The organism is Clostridia bacterium, from assembly GCA_028698525.1.
GTDB lineage: Bacteria > Bacillota > Clostridia > JAQVDB01 > JAQVDB01 > JAQVDB01.
Map to the genome: position 1 here is coordinate 22472 of JAQVDB010000011.1, position 19912 is coordinate 42383.

A 19912-nucleotide genomic window follows, 5' to 3' on the forward strand; every position below is an offset into this window, starting at 1 on the left:
TTTTTTCTATGTATTTTAAATTAGATGTATTGGAATAATAGATAAAAAGGCTGTAAAAGGTGGTAATTTGGGATATGAGCAGTAGTAGAAATCGTTTTATTGTTTCAAATATATTGATCGCGGTAGTATCTACCATATTGACTGCTGTTATTTTACTGAATATAGTTCCATCAATGGTTGATAGACAAGAGACGCCTAGAAGGCCTATTGATTACCAGAACGAAATACCACCCCAAAGGATAAACATTCAAACAACTGACCAGGTAAATATAGAACAAGCTGTTGCACAAAAGGTTATGCCGGCAGTAGTAGGCATATCCACAGTAAGTATAGAAAAACGGTCAGCATTGGATCCTAACCCGGTTGAAAAGCGGGGAGTAGGTTCGGGAGTTATTGTACATTCATCTGGATATATATTGACAAATCATCATGTAGCAGGCGGTGAACCGGATGAATTGCTGGTTACTTTAGAGAATGGGCAGATACTTGAAGGAGAAACATTGTGGTCTGATCCTATATTGGATATGGCTGTAGTAAAGATAAATGCTGTCAATCTTCCTTATGCCGAATTTGGGGACTGTCAAGAACTAAAAGTCGGAGAACCTGCTATAGCTATAGGTAATCCTTTAGGGCTTCAATTTCAAAGGACGGTAACATCAGGGATAATAAGTGCATTGGATAGAACTATAAGTATAAATAATGAAAAAGGAGAGGTCGTGTTTATGGAGGACCTCATCCAGACTGATGCATCCATAAATCCGGGAAATAGCGGTGGTCCTCTTCTGAATCAAAAAGGAGAGGTAATAGGGATAAATACAGTAAAAGTAGCAAGCGCAGAAGGAATAGGTTTTGCGATACCTATAAATATTGCAAAACCTATAATAGAGGATTTTGTTAAAAAAGGAGAGTTTGTGACCCCTTATATAGGTATATTTGCTTATGATAAGGAAATAGCAAAGTATATGAATCAGGAATTTGATATAGAAAAAGGTATTTATGTGATAAAGATAGATAAGGGCAGTCCTGCTGATAATGCGGGTATAAAGCTGGGAGATATAATATCAGAAGTGGAAGGGAAAACAATAAATACCATGCTGGACATGAGAATGATTATCTACCAAAAAGATCCGGGTGATATTATTAATTTTAAGATAGTCAGGAACGATGAGCAAAAAAGTATAAAGGTAAAGCTGGGTTTATTTCCCGGGGAATATTGACAATGGGACAAGAAGGTGCTAACATATAGACAGTTAAAGGGGAGTAACTCGTTTCGAAAAGATGTTTCGGAATAAATTAGTCGTCATCTCAGTGGCATACACTCGGCTAATTTTAGAGGTAAATTCTCGAGAGTAAGACCTTTAACCTGTTTTATCCAGGTTAAAGGTCTTTTTTAATTTTTTAAACATTGGAGGAGTGCAAATGCTTGATATGTTTCCCGGGCTGGCGGGTATGACACTAGGAAATATAATAATGATTTTCATCGGAAGTTTACTTATTTATCTTGCAGTAAAAAAAGAGTATGAACCCATGCTATTGCTTCCCATAGGATTTGGGGCGATACTTACCAATATACCTTTTTCTGCAGCAGTTGGTGAAGGGGGATTTTTGACTTTATTATACGAAACAGGGATATTGACTGAACTTTTTCCCATATTGATATTTATTTCAATAGGGGCTATGATGGATTTTACTCCTTTGCTCAGGCAGCCTTCCATGCTGTTTTTCGGTGCTTCTGCACAGTTGGGAATATTTCTAACCATGCTTATAGCATCACTTTTAGGGTTTAATTTGAAAGAAGCTGCAGCGATAGGAATAATAGGGGCTGCTGATGGACCTACTTCTATTTATGTGGGTACAAAATTTGCTCCGCAACTTTTAGGGGCTATATCTGTTGCTGCATATTCATATATGGCGCTGGTGCCTATAATTCAGCCTCCAGTGGTCAGGTTGCTGACCACCAAAAAAGAAAGGCTGACAAGGATGAAACCTGTGATGTCCAACGATGTGTCCAAAAAGTTAAAGATAATATTTCCTATAGCTATAACTGTAATAGTGGGTATAATGGCCCCGGTTAGTGTACCCCTTATAGGTTCTCTTATGTTTGGTAATCTGATAAGAGAGTCGGGGGTTTTAGAGAGGCTATCCAAGACGGCTCAAAACGAACTGGCGAATTTGGTTACGCTATTATTAGGTATAACTATAGGGTCTACCATGTCTGCCCAATACTTTTTATCGTCATCCACAGTATTGATACTGGGCATGGGGCTGATCGCATTTATTTTGGATACTGCAGGGGGGGTATTGTTTGCCAAGTTTTTAAATCTGTTTGTAAAGGATAAGTTCAATCCCATGATAGGAGCCTGTGGCATATCAGCATTTCCCATGTCTGCAAGGGTAATACAGAAGATGGCAAATAAAGAGGATCCTCAGAACTTCATACTCATGCAGGCTGCGGCAGCCAATGTATCCGGACAGATCGGTTCAATAATAGCCGGGGGGGTCATACTAAAACTGGTTATGGGAGGTATGTAGAATATGAATACCGACGTTTTTTTAAAGGCGCTTAATATAACAGGTATAGGTATTTTAACAGTGTTTATTACCATTAGTATTATATATCTATTCATTAAAATGATGATGAAAATATTCAACAAATAATATCGCTTAAAAAGCGATATTATTTTTGATATTGGATAAATATATATTATACTAGTAGTATATTTAAAAATCTTAAATGATGGATCGGAGAGACCATTAGTTAAAGTCAGTGTATTTTTTTAATATATAAAAATGGGGAGGAAGTGGTATGGATATGGAAGAGCGGAAACACTATGGTATGCCTATATGGAGCATAAATTTGCTTTTTTTCATTGTATTGATGCTGTTTATAACCGTTGGAAGGATTGTTCAAAGCAAAAGCATATACCCCGGACTTTTGATAACCGAGTTTGTGCTTATCCTTTTGCCTGCACTGATTTATCTTGTTATTACAAAACAGAACATAGTGGAAGTTGTTAAACTTCATCCTATTACATTAAAACAGTTTTTCTTGGTTATAGGCATATCTATTACCGGATATTGTGTGGCAGTATTTTTGTCGTTGATTGTAAATTATATATTGAGTTTGTTTGGAGAATTAATACCGTCACCTATTCCGCCTATAACAACTGGAGGAGAATATATAAAAGGGTTGCTGGTTATTTCGGGTTCTGCTGCCATATGTGAGGAATTTTTGTTCAGAGGAGTCATATTGAGTGGATATCAGAAGCTAGGGGGAAGAAAGGCTATAATAATATCCAGCCTTATGTTTGGCTTTATGCACATAAATGTACAAAATCTGGTAGGACCTCTTGTTATTGGAATTATATTGGGATATCTTGTATACAGGTCTAATTCTATATTGGCCGGCATGGTAGGACATTTTACATTTAATAGTATAGCTGTTACACTTGCTTATTTGGCCTCTACTTTCCAAGGAGTAAATGGAGATATGATGAATGAAGTTCCATCTCTGGACGCACTACCTGCAGGATTTTTGATTGCTGCTATAGTCGTATGGATGATTATAGCTATAGGTGCAGCCGCATTACTGGTGTTATTTTTAAAATTATTCAACAAAACGGTGGGAGATCAGGGGAATAGCTTTGAAAGAGAGGCTGTTGTACATAAGGTCAAGGGTGGATTTTTTGCCTATTTACCTTTAATAGCTGCAGGTATTATAATAGTTGCAGAGATGGTATTTCAAATTTTAATTATTTCAGGTGTTGTTAAAATATGAATGTAAAGATAATTGCTGTAGGTAAGATAAAATCAGGATATATAAAGACAGGGATAAAAGATTATCAAAAAAGATTAAAACCATATTGTAATCTAAAAATAGTTGAGGTGCCTGATCAAAAGGCACCTCAAAATCTGAGCGCAAAGGAAGTTTTGCTGGTTAAACAAAAGGAAGGGCAGGGGATTTCTAAACATATCAAACAAGGTGAATATTTGATTGCCTTGGATCTAAAGGGAAACCAGATATCTTCTGAACAATTTGCGGACAAGTTAAACGATTTAGCATTGTCAGGGAAGAGCAATATTGATTTTATAATAGGCGGATCTTTGGGATTAAGCCAAGACATCATAAAAAGAAGCCATATAAGACAATCATTTTCACCCATGACATTTCCTCATCAGCTAGCAAGATTGATACTATTGGAGCAGATATACAGGGGTTTTAAGATAATTAAGGGTGAACCGTATCATAAGTAGGAGGAGCAGTTGTACTTTATGTTAGAACATGTATGTTAGTTGTATTGTAGATGTAAAATAATTTGGAGCAGAGATAGATTATATTTTGCGAGGTGATGTTAAGTGGGAAAGAATCAGTTTTTAAGTATATTTATTGTAATGATAATTTTTATATTTACAGGATGTACAAGTGGTTCGTATACAGTAGCAAAAGGTAACGAGCTTAATACTTCGACAAAAATGTCGATGAATTACGAGAAATTCAACGGGTATAAAAAAACTAAAATTAAAGTAAATAGCAATGAAATTGTTGAAGTTTCCGTTAATATTGTAACTGAAAGCGGCTCAATTGATGCATATATTGCAAAAGATGATGATGTCCGAAATAGCGTTTATCAAGGAAGCGATATACCGACATCCTCATTTACTGTAAAACTTGCTGAAGAAGGAATATACACTATTAGAGTAGATGCAAAGAATCACAGTGGCAGCTATTCATTTTCATGGGCAAAATGAGTATTAGCCTTGATTAGGCTGCAATAAATATGCAACAGGCGGAAACTAAAATTATATATAATAAAAGATTATTCATGTATTGCTAGAAGGGCTTGTGATATATTTCATGTTTGAACAGTAGCAGACTTAAACGAGTTTGATTCAAGACCTGCTATTTTTAGGTTTAATATTTTTGATTGTTTATTTTAAAAACACAAAGGAACAAAAATGTGATATAATTTTTATAAATTGTTGTTGTGCTTGTATAGATTAAAGCCTATTAATAAGGGGTTTTGTAATGTTTGCAATTGAGAGACTTAATAAAATTAAAGAAATATTATATAGAGATAAACGTGTAGATGTTCTTGAGTTGAGCAGACTTTTTTCGGTAACTGAAGTAACTATCCGAAGGGATCTGGATAAACTTGAAAAAGAAGGATTTTTAATTAAAACATACGGAGGAGCTGTTCTTAACGAGAAAGTTTTAGGAATTCCCTTTGTACCGGAATCGGATGATGATGCTTTAGAAGAAAAGAGGATGATAGGTAAGATTGCATCTCAAATGATTGAAGATGGGGAAGCGGTTTTTTTAAGTTCAGGAACCACATGCCTTGAAATAGCTAGAAATATAAAAAGCAAGAGATTAACGGTAGTAACCAATGATCTGCTCATTGGTTATGAACTCAAGGATAGCATCGGTATCAAGGTTATAGTTACAGGTGGGGATCTTATCCAATCTTCTAGTACGTTGGTAGGTTCATTTACACTTCAGGCGTTGAATTCGATTTATATCAACAAAGCTTTTATTGGGGTAAAAGGTGTTAATTTTGATTCGGGTTATACGGTAGATAGCTATGAGGAAGCAATGGTTATTCAAGGGATTAGGAAAATATCAAGTGATATAATTATTGTAGCCGATTATACCAAGTTCAATCGCACTGCTTTTGCTCGCCTTGGGGGATTAACAATGGCAAAAAAGATTATTACCAACAAGCAGGTGCCTTCCGCCTTTAAAAAGTTTTTCTTTGAAAATTCAATCAAAATTTATACTGCGTTTGAGTTTGAGTGATTTTGATTCATTAGTATCCAAACTTTGTTTAAGAGGGGGAAATAAATTGGGCAGTTTTCTGGAAATGAAAAGTATAACAAAATTGTTTAATGACAATGTTGTCCTTAAAGATATAGATTTCGATGCAGACAGAGGCCAGGTTCATTCGATTGTGGGCGAAAACGGTGCAGGCAAATCTACATTGATGAAGATACTGGCAGGCTTGTATACCCCTGATGCTGGGGAAATATATATTGATGGTAAACAGGTTATTATAAACAATCCAGAAGATGCTCAAAGGCTAGGTATATCCATGATCTATCAGGAAATCAGACTTTTTCCAGATTTGAATGTTGCTGAAAACATTTTTATTAAAAGGGAACCTGTAAAAAATAAAAAATGGTTTAGACTGATTGACTGGGACAAGGTTTATACGGAAACAACTAAATATTTGGATTATTTCGATTTAAAAATAGACGCAAAGACATCTGTAAATACCTTAAGTATAGGACAGCAGAAATTTGTTGAGATTATACGGGCTTTGTCTCGAGATGCCAAGATTATTATAATGGATGAACCTACTGCTGCTTTGACAGAGCAGGAAATTGAGGTGCTTTTTAATGTTATTCAAGATATGAAGAAATTAGGTATAGTTATTATTTATATATCTCACAGGTTGGAAGAGGTCAAGAGAATTGCGGATAAGGTTACTATTCTCAGGGATGGAGAATTAGTGGAAACCTGTGATAGAAATAAAATTGATATCAGTCATATTGTAAAGCTTATGGTAGGGAAAAAGTTAGAGGATAGGTATCCAAAGCTGAAAATCAGATTGGGCAGACAATCGTTGGCAGTTAATAATCTATCTTTTGAGGGGAGAATAAGAAATATAAACTTTGATTTGAAAGAAGGAGAAATCCTTGGCATTACAGGCTTGAGCGGTTCAGGCAGGAGAACTTTAGCAAAAGTCATCTTTGGTATTAATAGACATTATCAAGGAGAAATATATTTAAATGGGAAAACCTTCAAAGATATGAACCCTCACTTAGCCATTGAAAATGGGCTATGCTATGTAACAGGAATAGGAACTGATGAAGGGCTTATATTAGATGCGTATGTTTCAGAAAATATTACATTGACTAATTTAGAGCGAATTTCAAGGATGGGATTGCTAAACAAAGATGAGGAAACAAATAAAGCTAGAGATTTGATAGAAAGACTTGAAATAGAAGCCCATGAACATGAAATCACAAACAACTTAAGTGGGGGCAATCAGAAAAAGGTCATATTTGCAAAGTGGCTATTTACTAATGCGAAAGTTTTAATTATTGATGAGCCCACGGCAGGTATTGACGTGGGTTCTAAAGTTGATATATATAATATTATCAATGAATTGGTATTATCAGGGGCTTCAGTTATAATCATTTCTTCTGATTTACCGGAAGTATTAGGTATGTGTGACAGAATACTTGTTATGTATAATGGACAAATCCGCAAGGTATTTTCTGAAGATGAAGCTACACAGGAGAAAATAATATATTATGCGTCAGGTGGCAAAGATAACATATGAAAAAGTTATTATAAGTTTTAAAAATATATTCAGCAGTTAATACATTCGAATATTCCAGACAATTTCATTTCTTATGATATTATGAATTTCTTCAAACATTTCAATATTGCTATAAAATTACGATACAACTTTTGATGATTTTAGATATCAGCAAAAGAACACAAACGAACATGAAAGAAAACAATAAGAGGTTACACAAGTGGGAAATAGCGCTTGTGGAGTGCCTACGTATTATTTTTTATGGATAAAATAAAAAAATAAATCCTAAAAAATTTTCAAAAAGAAGGATATTTTAAACAAGTGTCGAATATACTTAATAAAGGAACATAAACGAACACAAAGGAAAGAAATAAAAATGGATGTAAGGTTGATATTTTCTAATGATAGCAAACTGAAGGAGGTCTGTGGATTTGTCTGAAAATATACTTGAGCTAAAAGCGATTACAAAAACATTTCCAGGAGTCAAAGCATTAGACGATGTAAACTTTGATTTAAAGTCCGGAGAGATTCATGCTTTAATGGGTGAAAATGGTGCAGGAAAGTCTACCTTTATAAAGATTATAACCGGAGTTCATCCCCAGGATAAGGGAGAAATATATTTGGCCGGGGAAAAGGTTGATATGAAGAACCCAAACCAAGCAAAAGAGATGGGTATTGCAGCAATTTATCAGCATGTAACCTGTTATCCTGATTTGAGTGTTACGGAAAATATCTTTATGGGACATGAAAAGGTGAGTAAAATCTCAAAGAGGATTCTATGGGAGGAGATGCATTCGGAAGCAGAGAAGCTTATAAAGGATTTGGGAACGGACATTGACCCTAAAACCCAGATGGGGGCGCTGAGCGTGGCACAACAACAGATTGTTGAAATAGCTAAAGCTTTATCTACAAATGCAAAAATTGTTATTATGGATGAGCCTACCGCTGCACTTACAAAGAGAGAAACTGAAGAGCTTTATCGAATTACCGAACAACTGAGAGACAATGGTGTTTCCATAATTTTTATTTCCCACAGACTGGAGGATATGTATAGGTTGGCAGACAGAGTTACCGTATTGAGGGATGGGAAATATATCGGGACATGGGAAGCAGATAAAATATCAACTCAGGAACTTATCGTTGCTATGGTGGGCAGGGAACTTACAGAGATGTTTCCACAAAAGGATACAAAAATAGGGGAGGAGCTTCTGCATATTGAGGGACTAGGCAAAACAGGGTATTTTGCTGATGTTTCATTTACTCTTCGAAAGGGTGAAATCCTTGGGTTAACAGGGTTGGTAGGTGCGGGGAGAACAGAAGTATGTCAATCAATTTTTGGCATCATGCCTCCTGACAAAGGTAAGATATATTTAGAGGGAAAAGAGATAAAAATCAGGAATCCTCTGGAAGCAATGGAACTAGGCATAGGATATTTGCCGGAAGATAGGCAAAAACAGGGTTTGATATTGGATTGGGAGATAGGAAGAAATATTACTTTACCTACCCTAAACAAATTTTCAAATAAAGGGTGGATTGATGAGGATAAAGAGGCTGAAATCGCCAAGGCCTTTACTGAAAAGGTAGATGTTAGAACAGACAGTATTTTTAATTTGGCCAGCTCGTTATCCGGAGGAAATCAGCAGAAGGTTGTTATAGCAAAACTGTTGAATACTGACTTAAAGGTTATCATACTTGATGAAGCTACCAAAGGTGTGGATGTAGGAGCCAAATATGCAGTATATGAAATAATGTGTAGTCTAGCTGAAAAGGGATATGGAATTATTATGGTTTCATCTGATATGCCGGAGGTATTGGGTATGAGCGATAGAATAGTTGTGATGCGGGAAGGTCGGGTTACAACCATTCTAAACAGGGAAGATGCCACACAGGAGGCAATTCTTGAAGCATCTATGGTATCAAAAGCTGAAGGAAGGACTCCTGTATCTGCAGTATAAAGTATGAGAAAAGGAGAAGCGTTTATGACTGAAAAAGCTCTAGGGAAGAGATCAAGAATATCAAACAATGGAAAATTCAGAGAAATAGGACTTTTAGGGTTTATCATTCTAATTTCAATATTTGTACAACTTCGCAATCCAAAATTTCTTACATTAGGAAATATTAACGACATGACTAAAAACACGGCGATACTAAGTATTCTTGCAGTTGGAATGATGTTGGTTATAGTTACGAGAGGCATGGACCTTTCGATCGGTGCAACTTTAGCTTTATCAGGCATGATATCAGCCATGACTGTAAGTGCGAATCCTAGTTTGCATCCTGTATTTGCAATATTGTTAGGGATATTGGTGGGAATTGTTTGCGGAACTATAGTAGGTTTTTTTGTATCAAAGGCAGGGGTTCTTCCTATCATAGCTTCACTTGGAATGATGAATGTATACAGAGGATTGACCTATTTGGTAGGAGGAGGTAAGTGGGTGAGCGCACATCAAATGTCACCCAGCTTTAAAGGTATTGCAATCAGTTCCATATTAGGTATTAATACCTTAGTTTTTATAGCAATAATTATTTATATAGTTTTTTATTATTTTATCAATCATACAAGAACAGGCAGACAGATATATGCGGTGGGTAGTAATCCAGAGTCTGCTAAAATCAGTGGGATAAATGTTCAAAAGATATTATGGATGGTTTACATAATTATGGGAGGACTGGCCGGATTATCAGGGGTATTGTGGGTGTCAAAGTTTGCATCCGCTCAGGGAGATACAGCAGTAGGATATGAAATGAATGTTATAGCTGCCTGTGTATTGGGTGGAGTTAACATTGCCGGTGGATCAGGAAAAATCTCTGGAATTATAATGGGATCGTTGTTAATCGGTATCTTAAACAATGCATTACCCCTCATAAATGTATCGCCATTCTGGCATCAGGCAATTCAAGGTTTGATAATTTTAATTGCGGTAATTGTCAATGCTCTTGTAAAGAGGCGTGTGGAAAGAACTAATCTCATGAGGAGGAAAATCTGAGCTATGGAACAGAGAAACATTATTGCCAAGAGGGAATTTAATCTGAAAAGTTTTTTCTTTCAGTGGGAATGGATGTTGGTACTGATATTGATTGTTATAAATATTGTAAACTCATCCATATCCTCTCACTATTTGAATTTTAGTGGATTGATGGATGCCACCATGACTTTTCTCGACAAGGCTTTCATCGTTTTACCTATGGCTTTTATCATAATTTTAGGAGATATCGATATCTCCGTTGCATCCACTGTTGCGCTGTCTTCAGTAATTATGGCGGTATCATACAATGCCGGTTTACCCATGGGGATGGCTATGGTGCTCTGCCTTATAGTGGGGACGGTTTGTGGATTAATAAACGGATTGTTGATAGTTAAATTTAAGGAGTTGTCAGCAGTCATCGTTACACTTTCTACAATGACAATATATCGCGGAATTGCTTATATAATACTTGAAGACCAAGCAGCAGGCAAATTCCCCCAGTGGTTTAGCTATTTAGGCTGGGGATATGTTGGAAGTATACCGTTTATTTTGATTGTTTTTGCAGTGTTTGCAGTTATTTTTGGCTTGCTGCTCCACAAGACAACCTTTGGCAGACGTGTATATGCGATAGGCAATAACCCTGTAGCAAGCAGATTTTCCGGAGTGGAGGTTGATAAGATAAAGGTGATAATTTTCACAGCTGCAGGTTTTATGTCAGGTGTAACAGCTCTTTTCCTCACTTCAAAAATGGGAAGTACAAGGCCCAATGTGGCAATTGGTTATGAATTAGATGTAATAGCCATGGTTGTTCTCGGCGGTGTAAGCACAGCAGGGGGAAAAGGTAGAATTATAGGAACTGTGATCTCTATCTTTCTTATCGGTCTTTTACGTTATGGTCTCGGCCTTATCAATGTGCCTTCCCAGGTATTGTTGATAATCATAGGTCTATTGCTGGTATTTGCGGTAATGATTTCTGATTTAAACGTAAATACAGTGAAAGCAGGAAAGATAAAAAGATAATAAATAGCTTTGCATATAATAGTCTAAAGACTGTTTATATTTAAATTAAAAATAAGGAGGAAAGATTAATGAAGAAAGTATTAGCATTAATTATTTCACTTGCATTGGTTATGTCTTTATTGGTTGGATGCGGTGGAGGAGGTACTGAAGATGTTTCGGAACCGGAAGAAACACCGGAAGTTGAAGATGCATCGAAAACCGATGATGAGCCAGAGCCGGAAGAAGAACCAGATAGTGGGGAAGGAAAACAATATGCCATCATTGTAAAGAGCACAGGTAATCCCTTTATGGAAAAGATGGCAGATGGGTTTAAGGAAGCTGTAAGTGAGCTCGGTGGGGAAACTATTGTGAAGGCACCAGATCAGCCAACAGCTGAAGCTCAGATTCAGATGATTGAAGAGCTTATTGCTCAAAAAGTTGATGGGATAGCAATATCAGCAAATGACCCTGATGCTTTGCAGCCTGCTCTTCAAAAAGCCATGAATGACGGAATCAATGTTGTTTCACTTGATTCTGCAGTAAATGCGGAGAGTCGTACAACTCATATACAGCAAGCGGATCCTGAAAGAATTGGACGTGTTCAGGTACAGGCAATTCATGAGATGATTGACGGTGAAGGTGAGATTGCTATTTTAAGCGCTACTTCACAAGCAACCAACCAGAACGAATGGATTGAATGGATGAAGGAAGAATTAGAAGATCCTAAATATGAGAATATTGAGCTTGTAAAGATTGCCTATGGTGACGACCTTAGAGATAAAAGTGTTTCAGAGACAGAAGGCTTGTTACAATCATATCCAAATCTAAAGGGAATAATTTCACCTACAACTGTAGGTATAGCGGCAGCAGCAAAAGTCCTTACGGATAAAGGTCTTGAAGGAAAGGTACAACTTACAGGTCTCGGCTTGCCAAGTGAAATGGCTGAGTATATTGAAAATGGTGTGTGTCAGTGGATGTATCTGTGGAATCCTATTGATTTAGGATATCTAGCAGGATGTGCTATTGATGCCCTTGCAAAAGGGGAGATTAGCGGAGAGGCTGGAGATACATTTAGTGCTGGTAGACTAGGAGATAGAGAAGTTGTTGAAGTAGGAGACGGGACTGAAATTATGCTAGGTGACCCATTTAAATTTGATATTGACAATATAGGAGAATGGAAAGACGTATATTAATAACACGTAGAAATAGATATGTCTTATGATCTTATCGGACTGTTTCTCATATAGCTCTATTTTATGAGAAACAGTCCGATAAGTAGAACTTTACATTGAGAACAGTTATAAATAAAACAGATTTTTTGTTAGATAACATTGTTATTTATAAGATGAATAAATAGTCTAATATAGCCTTCCTATCCAAAGATTTAGCTCACAACAGAATAAATTTCGGTTCAAAAAAGAAAGTGGTCTCATAAAGGTTATCACTTCTTATAAAATATGGATTTTTTTAAAAGCTGTGCAATGCTATGGCTTTATTTGTTGTCTTTAAAAATATTATTGTATCGAACCAAACTTAAAATAATATATGCATGTAGCAACAAGATAATAAGGGTTAGAAGATAATGGGTGTTTTTTAATCTTATTTAAATAATCAAGATTAATCATAAATGATAAATATAAAATGAAAGGGGAAAAATAGACGATGAGGAGAAACATGCCTATTATTCCTACAGAAGAATATCGTCAGCGGTGGAAAAAGGTTCAAAAAATGATGGATGAAAAAAACTTGGATTTACTATTAGCCTATGCAGATGATCACGCAGTTTTTGGGCCTGCTTATTCCAGATGGCTGGCAGATTTTCCAGTACACTTTGAACCGGTATGCATCTTAATGAGTAAGGAGAAAGATCCGGTATTGCTATGTGGGCCGGAGAGTGACCGTTATGCATTACAAGTTGGTCAAATACATGATGTGCGTATACTAGAAGAGTTTACCCATCCTAACGAAGATTACCTCCACACAAAGATTCAAAGTTTGACCCAAGTGGCTAGCGAGATGGTGGACATTGATAAAATAAAGAGAATCGGTTTTGCAGGTCAAAGTTTATTGGGGGCAGATGCTTACCTAAGATTTCAGAAAGCTTTTCCGAATTCAGAATGGGTAGATATTGATTATGATATGTCTATGCTCAGAGCTAGGAAAACAGAGGCTGAAATAGGAGTGATCCGATATGCTTATCAAATAGCCCAAAGGGGTATGATGACAGCCATAGATAGCATTTGTGAGGGTGTTGTAGAACGGGAAGTGGCAGCAAATATCGAATATACCATGAGAAAAGCAGGATCGGAAGGGACGGGTATTGACACTATGGTAGGTTCAGGTGAAAATTCTCGACATGAGATTGCAAGGACTACTTTCAAACAAATTCAAAAAGGAGATGTTGTGCAAGTTACCATAGCACCTCGATACGAAGGATACCATGGTGCTATTGCCAGGCCGATATTTGTAGGGCAACCAAGTGATGAGGCCAAACATGCATTGGAAGCTGCCTGTCGTGCTCAGCAAGCTTGTTATAAAGCACTCCGTCCGGGGATAGAAGGAAGAGAGGTAGAAGCTATTGGAAGGGAAATAATGGACAAGGCAGGCTTAGGTAAATACTTCCTATACTCAGGAATACATAGTATTGGAATAATGGAATTCGAACCGCCTATATTCGGGCCTACACAGAAGGAAGTTCTAGAAAAAGATATGATAGTTTCGGTGGATATTCCTATATTCGGAGCACCTTGGGGAGGATTCCGTTTGGAGGATGGATATTTAATTACTGATAAAGGTGCAGAGCGGTTGAACTATGTTGATTATTGGGTTATAAAATAAAATTTGGTTTAATCAAGATTCTATAAAAAGTTTAATTCAATAATTTGCGAATAAAATGATTTTATAAAAGCGTCAGGTTTTTATATTTAAGATCTGACGCTTTTTGTGCGAGTTAATTGTTTTGTACTTGATTTTCTATTCAAAAAAATTTCAATTAAAGGCAGGAAAGAGTAAAAACATGGCGAATTTGTTAAGTATATTCAAAAACTAAAAAGGAGGGGGAGGATTGAATAAAATTATCACAAGACCAACAGAAATCGGTAAAAATGAACAAGTGCTTTATGCAGGGAATCATTATATCAGTTTGCCTGAGATAGATCCAACTACAGGTATGGCTAAAAGCTTGAATATAGCATCTTTGCACAATAAAGCATTGGTGGAATTAGAAGGAAAGCAAGGGCTTTTTATTCCCTCCTTTTATTTAGGAGATAAAAAATTAAAGGTCAAAAAAGCATCCTTTAATAAAGAGGATTTTTATATCCCTTTGCTAGAGCTTCATCTTGAACAAGATATCCAAGTCCGTGTCAGAATATATACTGACCTTCAAGAAAAAGGAATTATATATGATTTTCAAAGCAGTCAGCCTGTGGATACACAAATTGTGTGTCAAATATCCAATATGAATTTTTTACGTTTTAATTCCCATCATGAGAAATTTGAGAAAAGGTTCAAAGTGGATTCTTGGTTAAACAATCCTCTAATAGAAATAGATAATCCTAAAGCATCTTTAGCTCTCGCTTTTGGCGGACAGGAGGATTTTTCATATAAATATAGCCGGGAACAGGGAAGTCTTTTGTTAAAAACAAGGTGTCAGCAGAGAAATGCTATATATATAGCTGTCAATTCTGATGCTGATGGAGCTTCTACTACTCTTATACATCTTAAGAGAAAAGGTTATCAGATGATATATGAGCAGTGGCGGGAATGGCTGCAGAATAAATCAATCTCCTACCCACAAGATAGTTATTTAGAGACCTTGATGAATGAAAATTTGTTCTTTAATTATTTTTTTGCAATAGCAAAAGATATGCAAAGCGACCAATATTTTGCCTTGACATCTAGAAGTCCACGGTACTATGTTTCAGGTGCATTTTGGGAAAGGGACAGCTTTTTGTGGTCTTTTCCGGCTATAAAGCTGGTAGATGCTAATCTTCATCAAAAAATAATGAGGGAAATGATACTGGTGCATAGCAAGAATGCTGGTGACCATGCTCATTATATCGATGGTACGGTGTTGTATCCAGGGTTTGAATTGGATCAGGCTGCCAGCTATTTTATTTTGTTAAAAGATCTCAAGGAAGAATATATAGACCAAACTCTTATCTGGGCATTGGAAGAGGTATGGAATCGAATTGAGCAGGAATACGATAGTGATACTCAGCTATATAAAACATTCTTGCTTCCTTCTGATGATCCGGCCTATCATCCCTTTGTCACTATCGATAATATTATCCTGTGGCGGGGGCTGCATTATCTGAAACAGGTTTATGAAAATTTGAGACTGTTCCACAAGACAATAGTGATTGAACAGCGGATACGGGGAGTTGAGCAGGGGATAAAAAAGCACCTGATTCAAGAAGTACAGGGGAAGAAAATGTTTGTGTGGTCAAGCGATGGTAAGGGAAATGTACGTCTATATAATGACCCTCCGGGGAATTTAGGTTTATTATATTTTTATGGGTTTGTAGACCAAAATGATGAGGTTTTTCAAAACACTATCCAATATTATTATTCTTCCGACTATCATTACTTTTTTGAACAAGCTCCTATTCAGGAATTAGCTTGTGATCATCATCCTAATACCCCTTCAGGGCTGGGTCTGTGCGGTAGTATTCTCAATCCGTTAAAAAGAAAGGAGGCTCTTGGGTGGTTGAAAAATGCAGTTATGGATCATGGGCTGTTGGCTGAAAGCTTTGATGTCCAAACAGGGGAGGCAAAGACTGGAGTAGGGTTTGCAACGGGTTCAGGCTACTTGGCCTTTGCCCTATATCATGTCTTATTGGAGGAGGGGAAAGGGCATGAAAGTTGCAGTGGTTGAGTTCTCCGATATTGTTACCCGAAATATTAGTAATACCAAAGAGTGGATTAAAACAATAGAAGAAAATATTTATAAGGCAGCAGAGAAAGAGGCTGTTTTAGTGGCTTTGCCGGGTTTTACCGGATGTTTTTATCAATGGTTGCAGATGAACGAACCCAGTCTCTGCCAGGTGATAAGTAGCCTATCTCATCAACAATTTGTTCAAGCCATGATGGAGCTGTCCGCCAAGTACAAAGTGCTGTTGTGTTCCGGGAGCTATTGGGAAAGGGTGGGTGATGATGTTTTTCATACAGCTTGCCTGATGTATCAGGGGAAAATATTGTTGAAACAGCGGCAGATATATCTATCAAGGTGGGAAAGAGCGCTATCTTTCAAAGGCGGTAAGGAAGTGTATATAAGAGATATAAATGGATGGAAAGTGGCAATTATACTGGCTACAGATGTTTTTTATCCCCAGGTAGCCCGGAGGGCTGCGCTATTAGGAGCTGATGTTGTTATTTCTCCGGTGGGTTTTGTGGGAGAGATAAACCCTTGGGTACAGGTAAGCGGAGTGTGGCAGACCACTCAGCTGAATCATTATTTTGCCCTTGAAAGTGCCTTCAATGGAAGATTAGGAGAAAAAACGTTATGGGGAGAAAGCATTATTCATGCCCCATTGCCTATGACTTATAAAGAGCAAGGGATCCTAGAGCGGAGTCATGGCAGCAAACAATTGATTGTGTCTAGGCTAGACAATGAGGCTAGAAGACGAGCAACAAAAGAATTCAACGTGCTAGCTCAGTTAAACCCAGACTTTTATGATGAAATACAAGGGCTAGGAGGGGCGAAAAATGGTTGAAACTTTTGTAAAACGTATATTTGGCAGAAAGATATGTTTAAGCAGAATTGAAAACCATATCGCCAGGTTGCCTGCTGTGGAAACAAGCACAGAATGGGATACAGTCCCGAGTCTAGTTAAGATCAGCACGGTACAAAGAGGAATAAAGCTAGTAAAAAACATAGAGGATTATATAGATATAATTAATAGCTTTATTGAGGAGGCATACAGACAGGATAGTCGGCTTGTTGTTTTTCCTGAATATAATTTTTTCGATCTTTTTGGGTTTATTCCCGGTTTTACCCTGATAAATAGATATCTGAATGATAAAGGGAAGTCGGCAAAATCTAATGATCAAGGAGCAGGGGATGTTTCAAAGTTGGCCCCTTTTTTTAAAGGGATAGCTGTATCGATAGGAAAGGGAATAGATAGGATATTTTCCTTGTTGGCCCGAAGATATGCTATTTATATATATACAGGTACTTTTATATTGCCCGGAGAAAAAGGATTATATAATGTAGGTTTTCTCTATAGTCCTAAAGGCGAATGCATAGGAAGCCAGCGGAAGCTTCATTTGACAGATTTTGAAGAACAGATAGGTTTGATGAGAGGTAATACATTGAAGGTTTATGACCTTCCAATAGGTAGAATTGCTTTCCCTGTGTGTATGGATGCAAGCTATTTTGAAACTTTTTATCGGGCGGAAGAGCTAAATGCAGAGCTGGTGATTTTACCTATTGCAAATATGGAGGAGTACAATTTATGGAAGGCTATTAGAGGGATATGGCCTCGTGTGCAGGAATCTTATATCTATGGAGCCAAATCTTCTTTAAATGGTTGGATTGCAGGAATGCATTTTACAGGGAAGGCAGGTATTTTCGCTCCTCTATCCTTATCCAACAAAGGGGATGGAGCAATAGCTTTATCTCCTCATTATGAGGGGAATCAATTGATTACAGCTACGGTAAATTATCAAAGATTAAAGCAACAGAGAGAAAAGGCAGAATACTTTGGTGACCGCAATTCGGATTTTGAGAAAGATTTCGTTCGAAGAACTTATTTTATTGGAGGATAAAAATGAAGAAGAACAGGAAGATAGTATTATTTATGTATGCCATGGGGTACTTTGGTATATCTATATTTACTCAGACTACCGTCAAATGGTATCAGTATTTCTATACTCCCCCGGAAACCAACGTAAGCGGTTTGAAGGTTCTAATTCCTTTGAGCCTTATAGGCATTACCATGATTGTGGCTCGAATATTTGATGGTTTGGCAGACCCTGTTGTTGCCTATCTTTCAGATAATTGTAAAAGCAAAAGGGGAAGGCGTATTCCTTTTATTTTATTTGGATCTGTTCCTCTCGCTATAACTTTTATCATGATTTGGTTTCCGCCTGTGGCAGGAGAGTCTATATGGAATTTCATATATCTGACAATAGTATTGATCTTATTCTTTATATTTTTTACTGTGGTGGTGGGACCGTATCTTGCGTTGATTGGAGAAGTATCCAAGACCAAAGAAGAGCGGATTAAACTTACTACTATGCAAGGTATTACTCAGGTATTAGGTGTAATGGTAGCTGAAGCAGGTTCTGGGCTTATAATACAAAAGACTAATTACAGGATAATGGGTATTACATTGGGACTTATTGCGTTAGCCACTATCCTGTTAACCCCTCTGTTTGTAAAGGAAGAACAAACAGAGTACCCTGAACAGCAGGCTAATATATTCTCTTCTATCAAAATGACTATGATAAATAGACATTTTGTTATGTATCTAATTTCGTATCTAATGATATGGTTTGGAATCAATACACTAACCATTGCAATGCCTTATATTACGGAAATTCTTTTAAGAAAGACTGCAGAAACATCAGGGTTTTTGATTGCCGGTGCTTTTGTAGTGGCTATTGTAGCAAGTCCGTTTATTCCTAAACTTACTCTTAAATGGGGTAAAAAGAAGGTGATGTTATTTGCATCTGTTGCATTGGCTATTATATTATGCAGTATGTTCTTTTTTGGGACTGCCTTTACAGGATGGGTTCCTACTTTCATTATTTTTTTGGCGGGAATACCTCTTTCGGTTACCTTTATAGTGCCTAATGCTATGGTGGCAGATATTGCCGAATGGGATGGATTGATTACAGGACAATGGAGAGAGGGGATGTATTTTGGAGCCCAGGGACTGGTAATAAAGATTGTCATAGGATTTTCTTCATTTATTACGCCGTTGATGTTCAAGGCCTTCGGATATAGCTATGAGAACCCGCTTGGATTAAGACTTATAGGACCATTAGCTGGTATAGTAGTATTGTTGGGTGTTATGTTTTTGAGACATTATGATTTATCGGAAGATCAACTAGAGCAGAGGCGAGAGCGACATAAACAGGTTAAACTTTAGTTTATAAAGTTTGAGCAATAATTTAATTTTATTTCAAATAGCTAATTTAAAAAATCGAATATAATGATATAATATGATATATAGATTAAATATCAAAGGCGGGGGAAAGATGAATAATCAAGATAAGGTTTTGAGCCTGCTGGAACAATTACAAAACAATATAAGTATAGTGCAAAAAGACATAAAAGGATTGAAGACCAGTCAAACAGAGATGCAAGAGGGCATAAAAGGATTGAAGACCAGTCAAGTTGAGATGCAGGAAGGTATAAAAGGATTGAAGATCAGTCAAGTTGAGATGCAAGAAGACATAGACGATATAAAGTCAACTGTTCATGGCATTGAAGATCAATTCAGAGATCTGGAATCAAGGAATGCAAATAGACATATGGATATCATCGCCCAAATAAAAGAGATGAAATCTGATATATCCAGGATAGAAATAAATACTGCTGAAAACTGGCGAGATATTGCAAAGCTTAAATCAATTAAGTGAATAAGATGAAAGCACAAAAAACTGCCTAATAAA

At 36.8% G+C, this 19912-nt stretch carries 18 protein-coding genes; all 18 read left to right on the top strand.

From position 1 onward, the window contains the following. The first annotated feature begins 74 nt into the window (after positions 1 to 74). Entirely contained in the window at positions 75 to 1217 is a 1143-nt protein-coding gene (locus PHP06_02650; protein MDD3839450.1) for a trypsin-like peptidase domain-containing protein, read from the top strand. 202 nt (positions 1218 to 1419) lie between these two features. Further along, positions 1420 to 2532: a sodium ion-translocating decarboxylase subunit beta gene (locus PHP06_02655; GenBank protein MDD3839451.1), complete on the top strand. Its 1113-nt coding sequence runs from the start codon at positions 1420 to 1422 to the stop codon at positions 2530 to 2532. Between the two features lie 3 nt (positions 2533 to 2535). Continuing rightward, positions 2536 to 2658, top strand: coding sequence for a hypothetical protein (locus PHP06_02660; GenBank protein ID MDD3839452.1), 123 nt, complete (start codon positions 2536 to 2538; stop codon positions 2656 to 2658). A 148-nt stretch (positions 2659 to 2806) separates the two neighbouring features. Further along, positions 2807 to 3778 (top strand): type II CAAX endopeptidase family protein, encoded by a 972-nt coding sequence (locus tag PHP06_02665; protein ID MDD3839453.1) that lies wholly within the window; start codon positions 2807 to 2809, stop codon positions 3776 to 3778. Next, positions 3775 to 4254, top strand: a complete 480-nt coding sequence (gene rlmH / locus PHP06_02670) for a 23S rRNA (pseudouridine(1915)-N(3))-methyltransferase RlmH (protein MDD3839454.1) — start codon at positions 3775 to 3777, stop codon at positions 4252 to 4254. The genes PHP06_02665 and rlmH overlap by 4 nt, the downstream gene beginning before the upstream one ends. Before the next feature lie 102 nt (positions 4255 to 4356). Beyond that, a complete protein-coding gene (locus PHP06_02675) occupies positions 4357 to 4749 on the top strand; it encodes a hypothetical protein (protein MDD3839455.1) in 393 nt (130 codons plus the stop codon). A gap of 277 nt (positions 4750 to 5026) precedes the next feature. After that, complete coding sequence (locus PHP06_02680) at positions 5027 to 5797, top strand: DeoR/GlpR family DNA-binding transcription regulator (protein ID MDD3839456.1); 771 nt, start codon at positions 5027 to 5029, stop codon at positions 5795 to 5797. Positions 5798 to 5843: 46 nt separating this feature from the next. Next, positions 5844 to 7346, top strand: coding sequence for a sugar ABC transporter ATP-binding protein (locus PHP06_02685; protein ID MDD3839457.1), 1503 nt, complete (start codon positions 5844 to 5846; stop codon positions 7344 to 7346). Positions 7347 to 7756: 410 nt separating this feature from the next. After that, positions 7757 to 9280 carry a sugar ABC transporter ATP-binding protein gene (locus PHP06_02690; GenBank protein MDD3839458.1) on the top strand — a complete coding sequence of 508 codons (1524 nt, stop codon included), beginning with the start codon at positions 7757 to 7759 and terminating at the stop codon, positions 9278 to 9280. A 24-nt stretch (positions 9281 to 9304) separates the two neighbouring features. Then, positions 9305 to 10312 (top strand): ABC transporter permease, encoded by a 1008-nt coding sequence (locus PHP06_02695; protein MDD3839459.1) that lies wholly within the window; start codon positions 9305 to 9307, stop codon positions 10310 to 10312. 3 nt (positions 10313 to 10315) lie between these two features. After that, positions 10316 to 11311 carry an ABC transporter permease gene (locus tag PHP06_02700; protein MDD3839460.1) on the top strand — a complete coding sequence of 332 codons (996 nt, stop codon included), beginning with the start codon at positions 10316 to 10318 and terminating at the stop codon, positions 11309 to 11311. Between the two features lie 68 nt (positions 11312 to 11379). Continuing rightward, positions 11380 to 12483 (top strand): rhamnose ABC transporter substrate-binding protein, encoded by a 1104-nt coding sequence (rhaS, locus tag PHP06_02705; GenBank protein MDD3839461.1) that lies wholly within the window; start codon positions 11380 to 11382, stop codon positions 12481 to 12483. Between the two features lie 469 nt (positions 12484 to 12952). Then, positions 12953 to 14128, top strand: a complete 1176-nt coding sequence (locus tag PHP06_02710; GenBank protein MDD3839462.1) for a Xaa-Pro peptidase family protein — start codon at positions 12953 to 12955, stop codon at positions 14126 to 14128. A 226-nt stretch (positions 14129 to 14354) separates the two neighbouring features. Next, complete coding sequence (locus tag PHP06_02715) at positions 14355 to 16166, top strand: glycoside hydrolase family 125 protein (GenBank protein ID MDD3839463.1); 1812 nt, start codon at positions 14355 to 14357, stop codon at positions 16164 to 16166. Next, positions 16147 to 17004: a hypothetical protein gene (locus tag PHP06_02720; protein MDD3839464.1), complete on the top strand. Its 858-nt coding sequence runs from the start codon at positions 16147 to 16149 to the stop codon at positions 17002 to 17004. Before PHP06_02715 ends, PHP06_02720 begins: the two co-directional genes overlap by 20 nt. Continuing rightward, positions 16997 to 18058: a nitrilase gene (locus PHP06_02725; protein ID MDD3839465.1), complete on the top strand. Its 1062-nt coding sequence runs from the start codon at positions 16997 to 16999 to the stop codon at positions 18056 to 18058. The genes PHP06_02720 and PHP06_02725 overlap by 8 nt, the downstream gene beginning before the upstream one ends. Positions 18059 to 18060: 2 nt before the next feature. Beyond that, a complete protein-coding gene (locus PHP06_02730; GenBank protein MDD3839466.1) occupies positions 18061 to 19386 on the top strand; it encodes an MFS transporter in 1326 nt (441 codons plus the stop codon). A 109-nt stretch (positions 19387 to 19495) separates the two neighbouring features. Further along, positions 19496 to 19879: a hypothetical protein gene (locus PHP06_02735; GenBank protein ID MDD3839467.1), complete on the top strand. Its 384-nt coding sequence runs from the start codon at positions 19496 to 19498 to the stop codon at positions 19877 to 19879. Positions 19880 to 19912 lie beyond the last annotated feature (33 nt).

What these genes read in the sequence shown, in the direction of transcription:
- PHP06_02725 (MDD3839465.1), top strand. Translation starts at nt 16,997, where the DNA reads ATGGTTGAAACTTTTGTAAAACGTATATTTGGCAGAAAGATATGTTTA.
- PHP06_02695 (MDD3839459.1), top strand. Translation starts at nt 9,305, where the DNA reads ATGACTGAAAAAGCTCTAGGGAAGAGATCAAGAATATCAAACAATGGA.
- rhaS (MDD3839461.1), top strand. Translation starts at nt 11,380, where the DNA reads ATGAAGAAAGTATTAGCATTAATTATTTCACTTGCATTGGTTATGTCT.
- PHP06_02720 (MDD3839464.1), top strand. Translation starts at nt 16,147, where the DNA reads ATGAAAGTTGCAGTGGTTGAGTTCTCCGATATTGTTACCCGAAATATT.
- PHP06_02660 (MDD3839452.1), top strand. Translation starts at nt 2,536, where the DNA reads ATGAATACCGACGTTTTTTTAAAGGCGCTTAATATAACAGGTATAGGT.
- PHP06_02655 (MDD3839451.1), top strand. Translation starts at nt 1,420, where the DNA reads ATGCTTGATATGTTTCCCGGGCTGGCGGGTATGACACTAGGAAATATA.
- PHP06_02650 (MDD3839450.1), top strand. Translation starts at nt 75, where the DNA reads ATGAGCAGTAGTAGAAATCGTTTTATTGTTTCAAATATATTGATCGCG.
- PHP06_02710 (MDD3839462.1), top strand. Translation starts at nt 12,953, where the DNA reads ATGAGGAGAAACATGCCTATTATTCCTACAGAAGAATATCGTCAGCGG.
- PHP06_02665 (MDD3839453.1), top strand. Translation starts at nt 2,807, where the DNA reads ATGGATATGGAAGAGCGGAAACACTATGGTATGCCTATATGGAGCATA.
- PHP06_02680 (MDD3839456.1), top strand. Translation starts at nt 5,027, where the DNA reads ATGTTTGCAATTGAGAGACTTAATAAAATTAAAGAAATATTATATAGA.
- rlmH (MDD3839454.1), top strand. Translation starts at nt 3,775, where the DNA reads ATGAATGTAAAGATAATTGCTGTAGGTAAGATAAAATCAGGATATATA.
- PHP06_02735 (MDD3839467.1), top strand. Translation starts at nt 19,496, where the DNA reads ATGAATAATCAAGATAAGGTTTTGAGCCTGCTGGAACAATTACAAAAC.
- PHP06_02730 (MDD3839466.1), top strand. Translation starts at nt 18,061, where the DNA reads ATGAAGAAGAACAGGAAGATAGTATTATTTATGTATGCCATGGGGTAC.
- PHP06_02700 (MDD3839460.1), top strand. Translation starts at nt 10,316, where the DNA reads ATGGAACAGAGAAACATTATTGCCAAGAGGGAATTTAATCTGAAAAGT.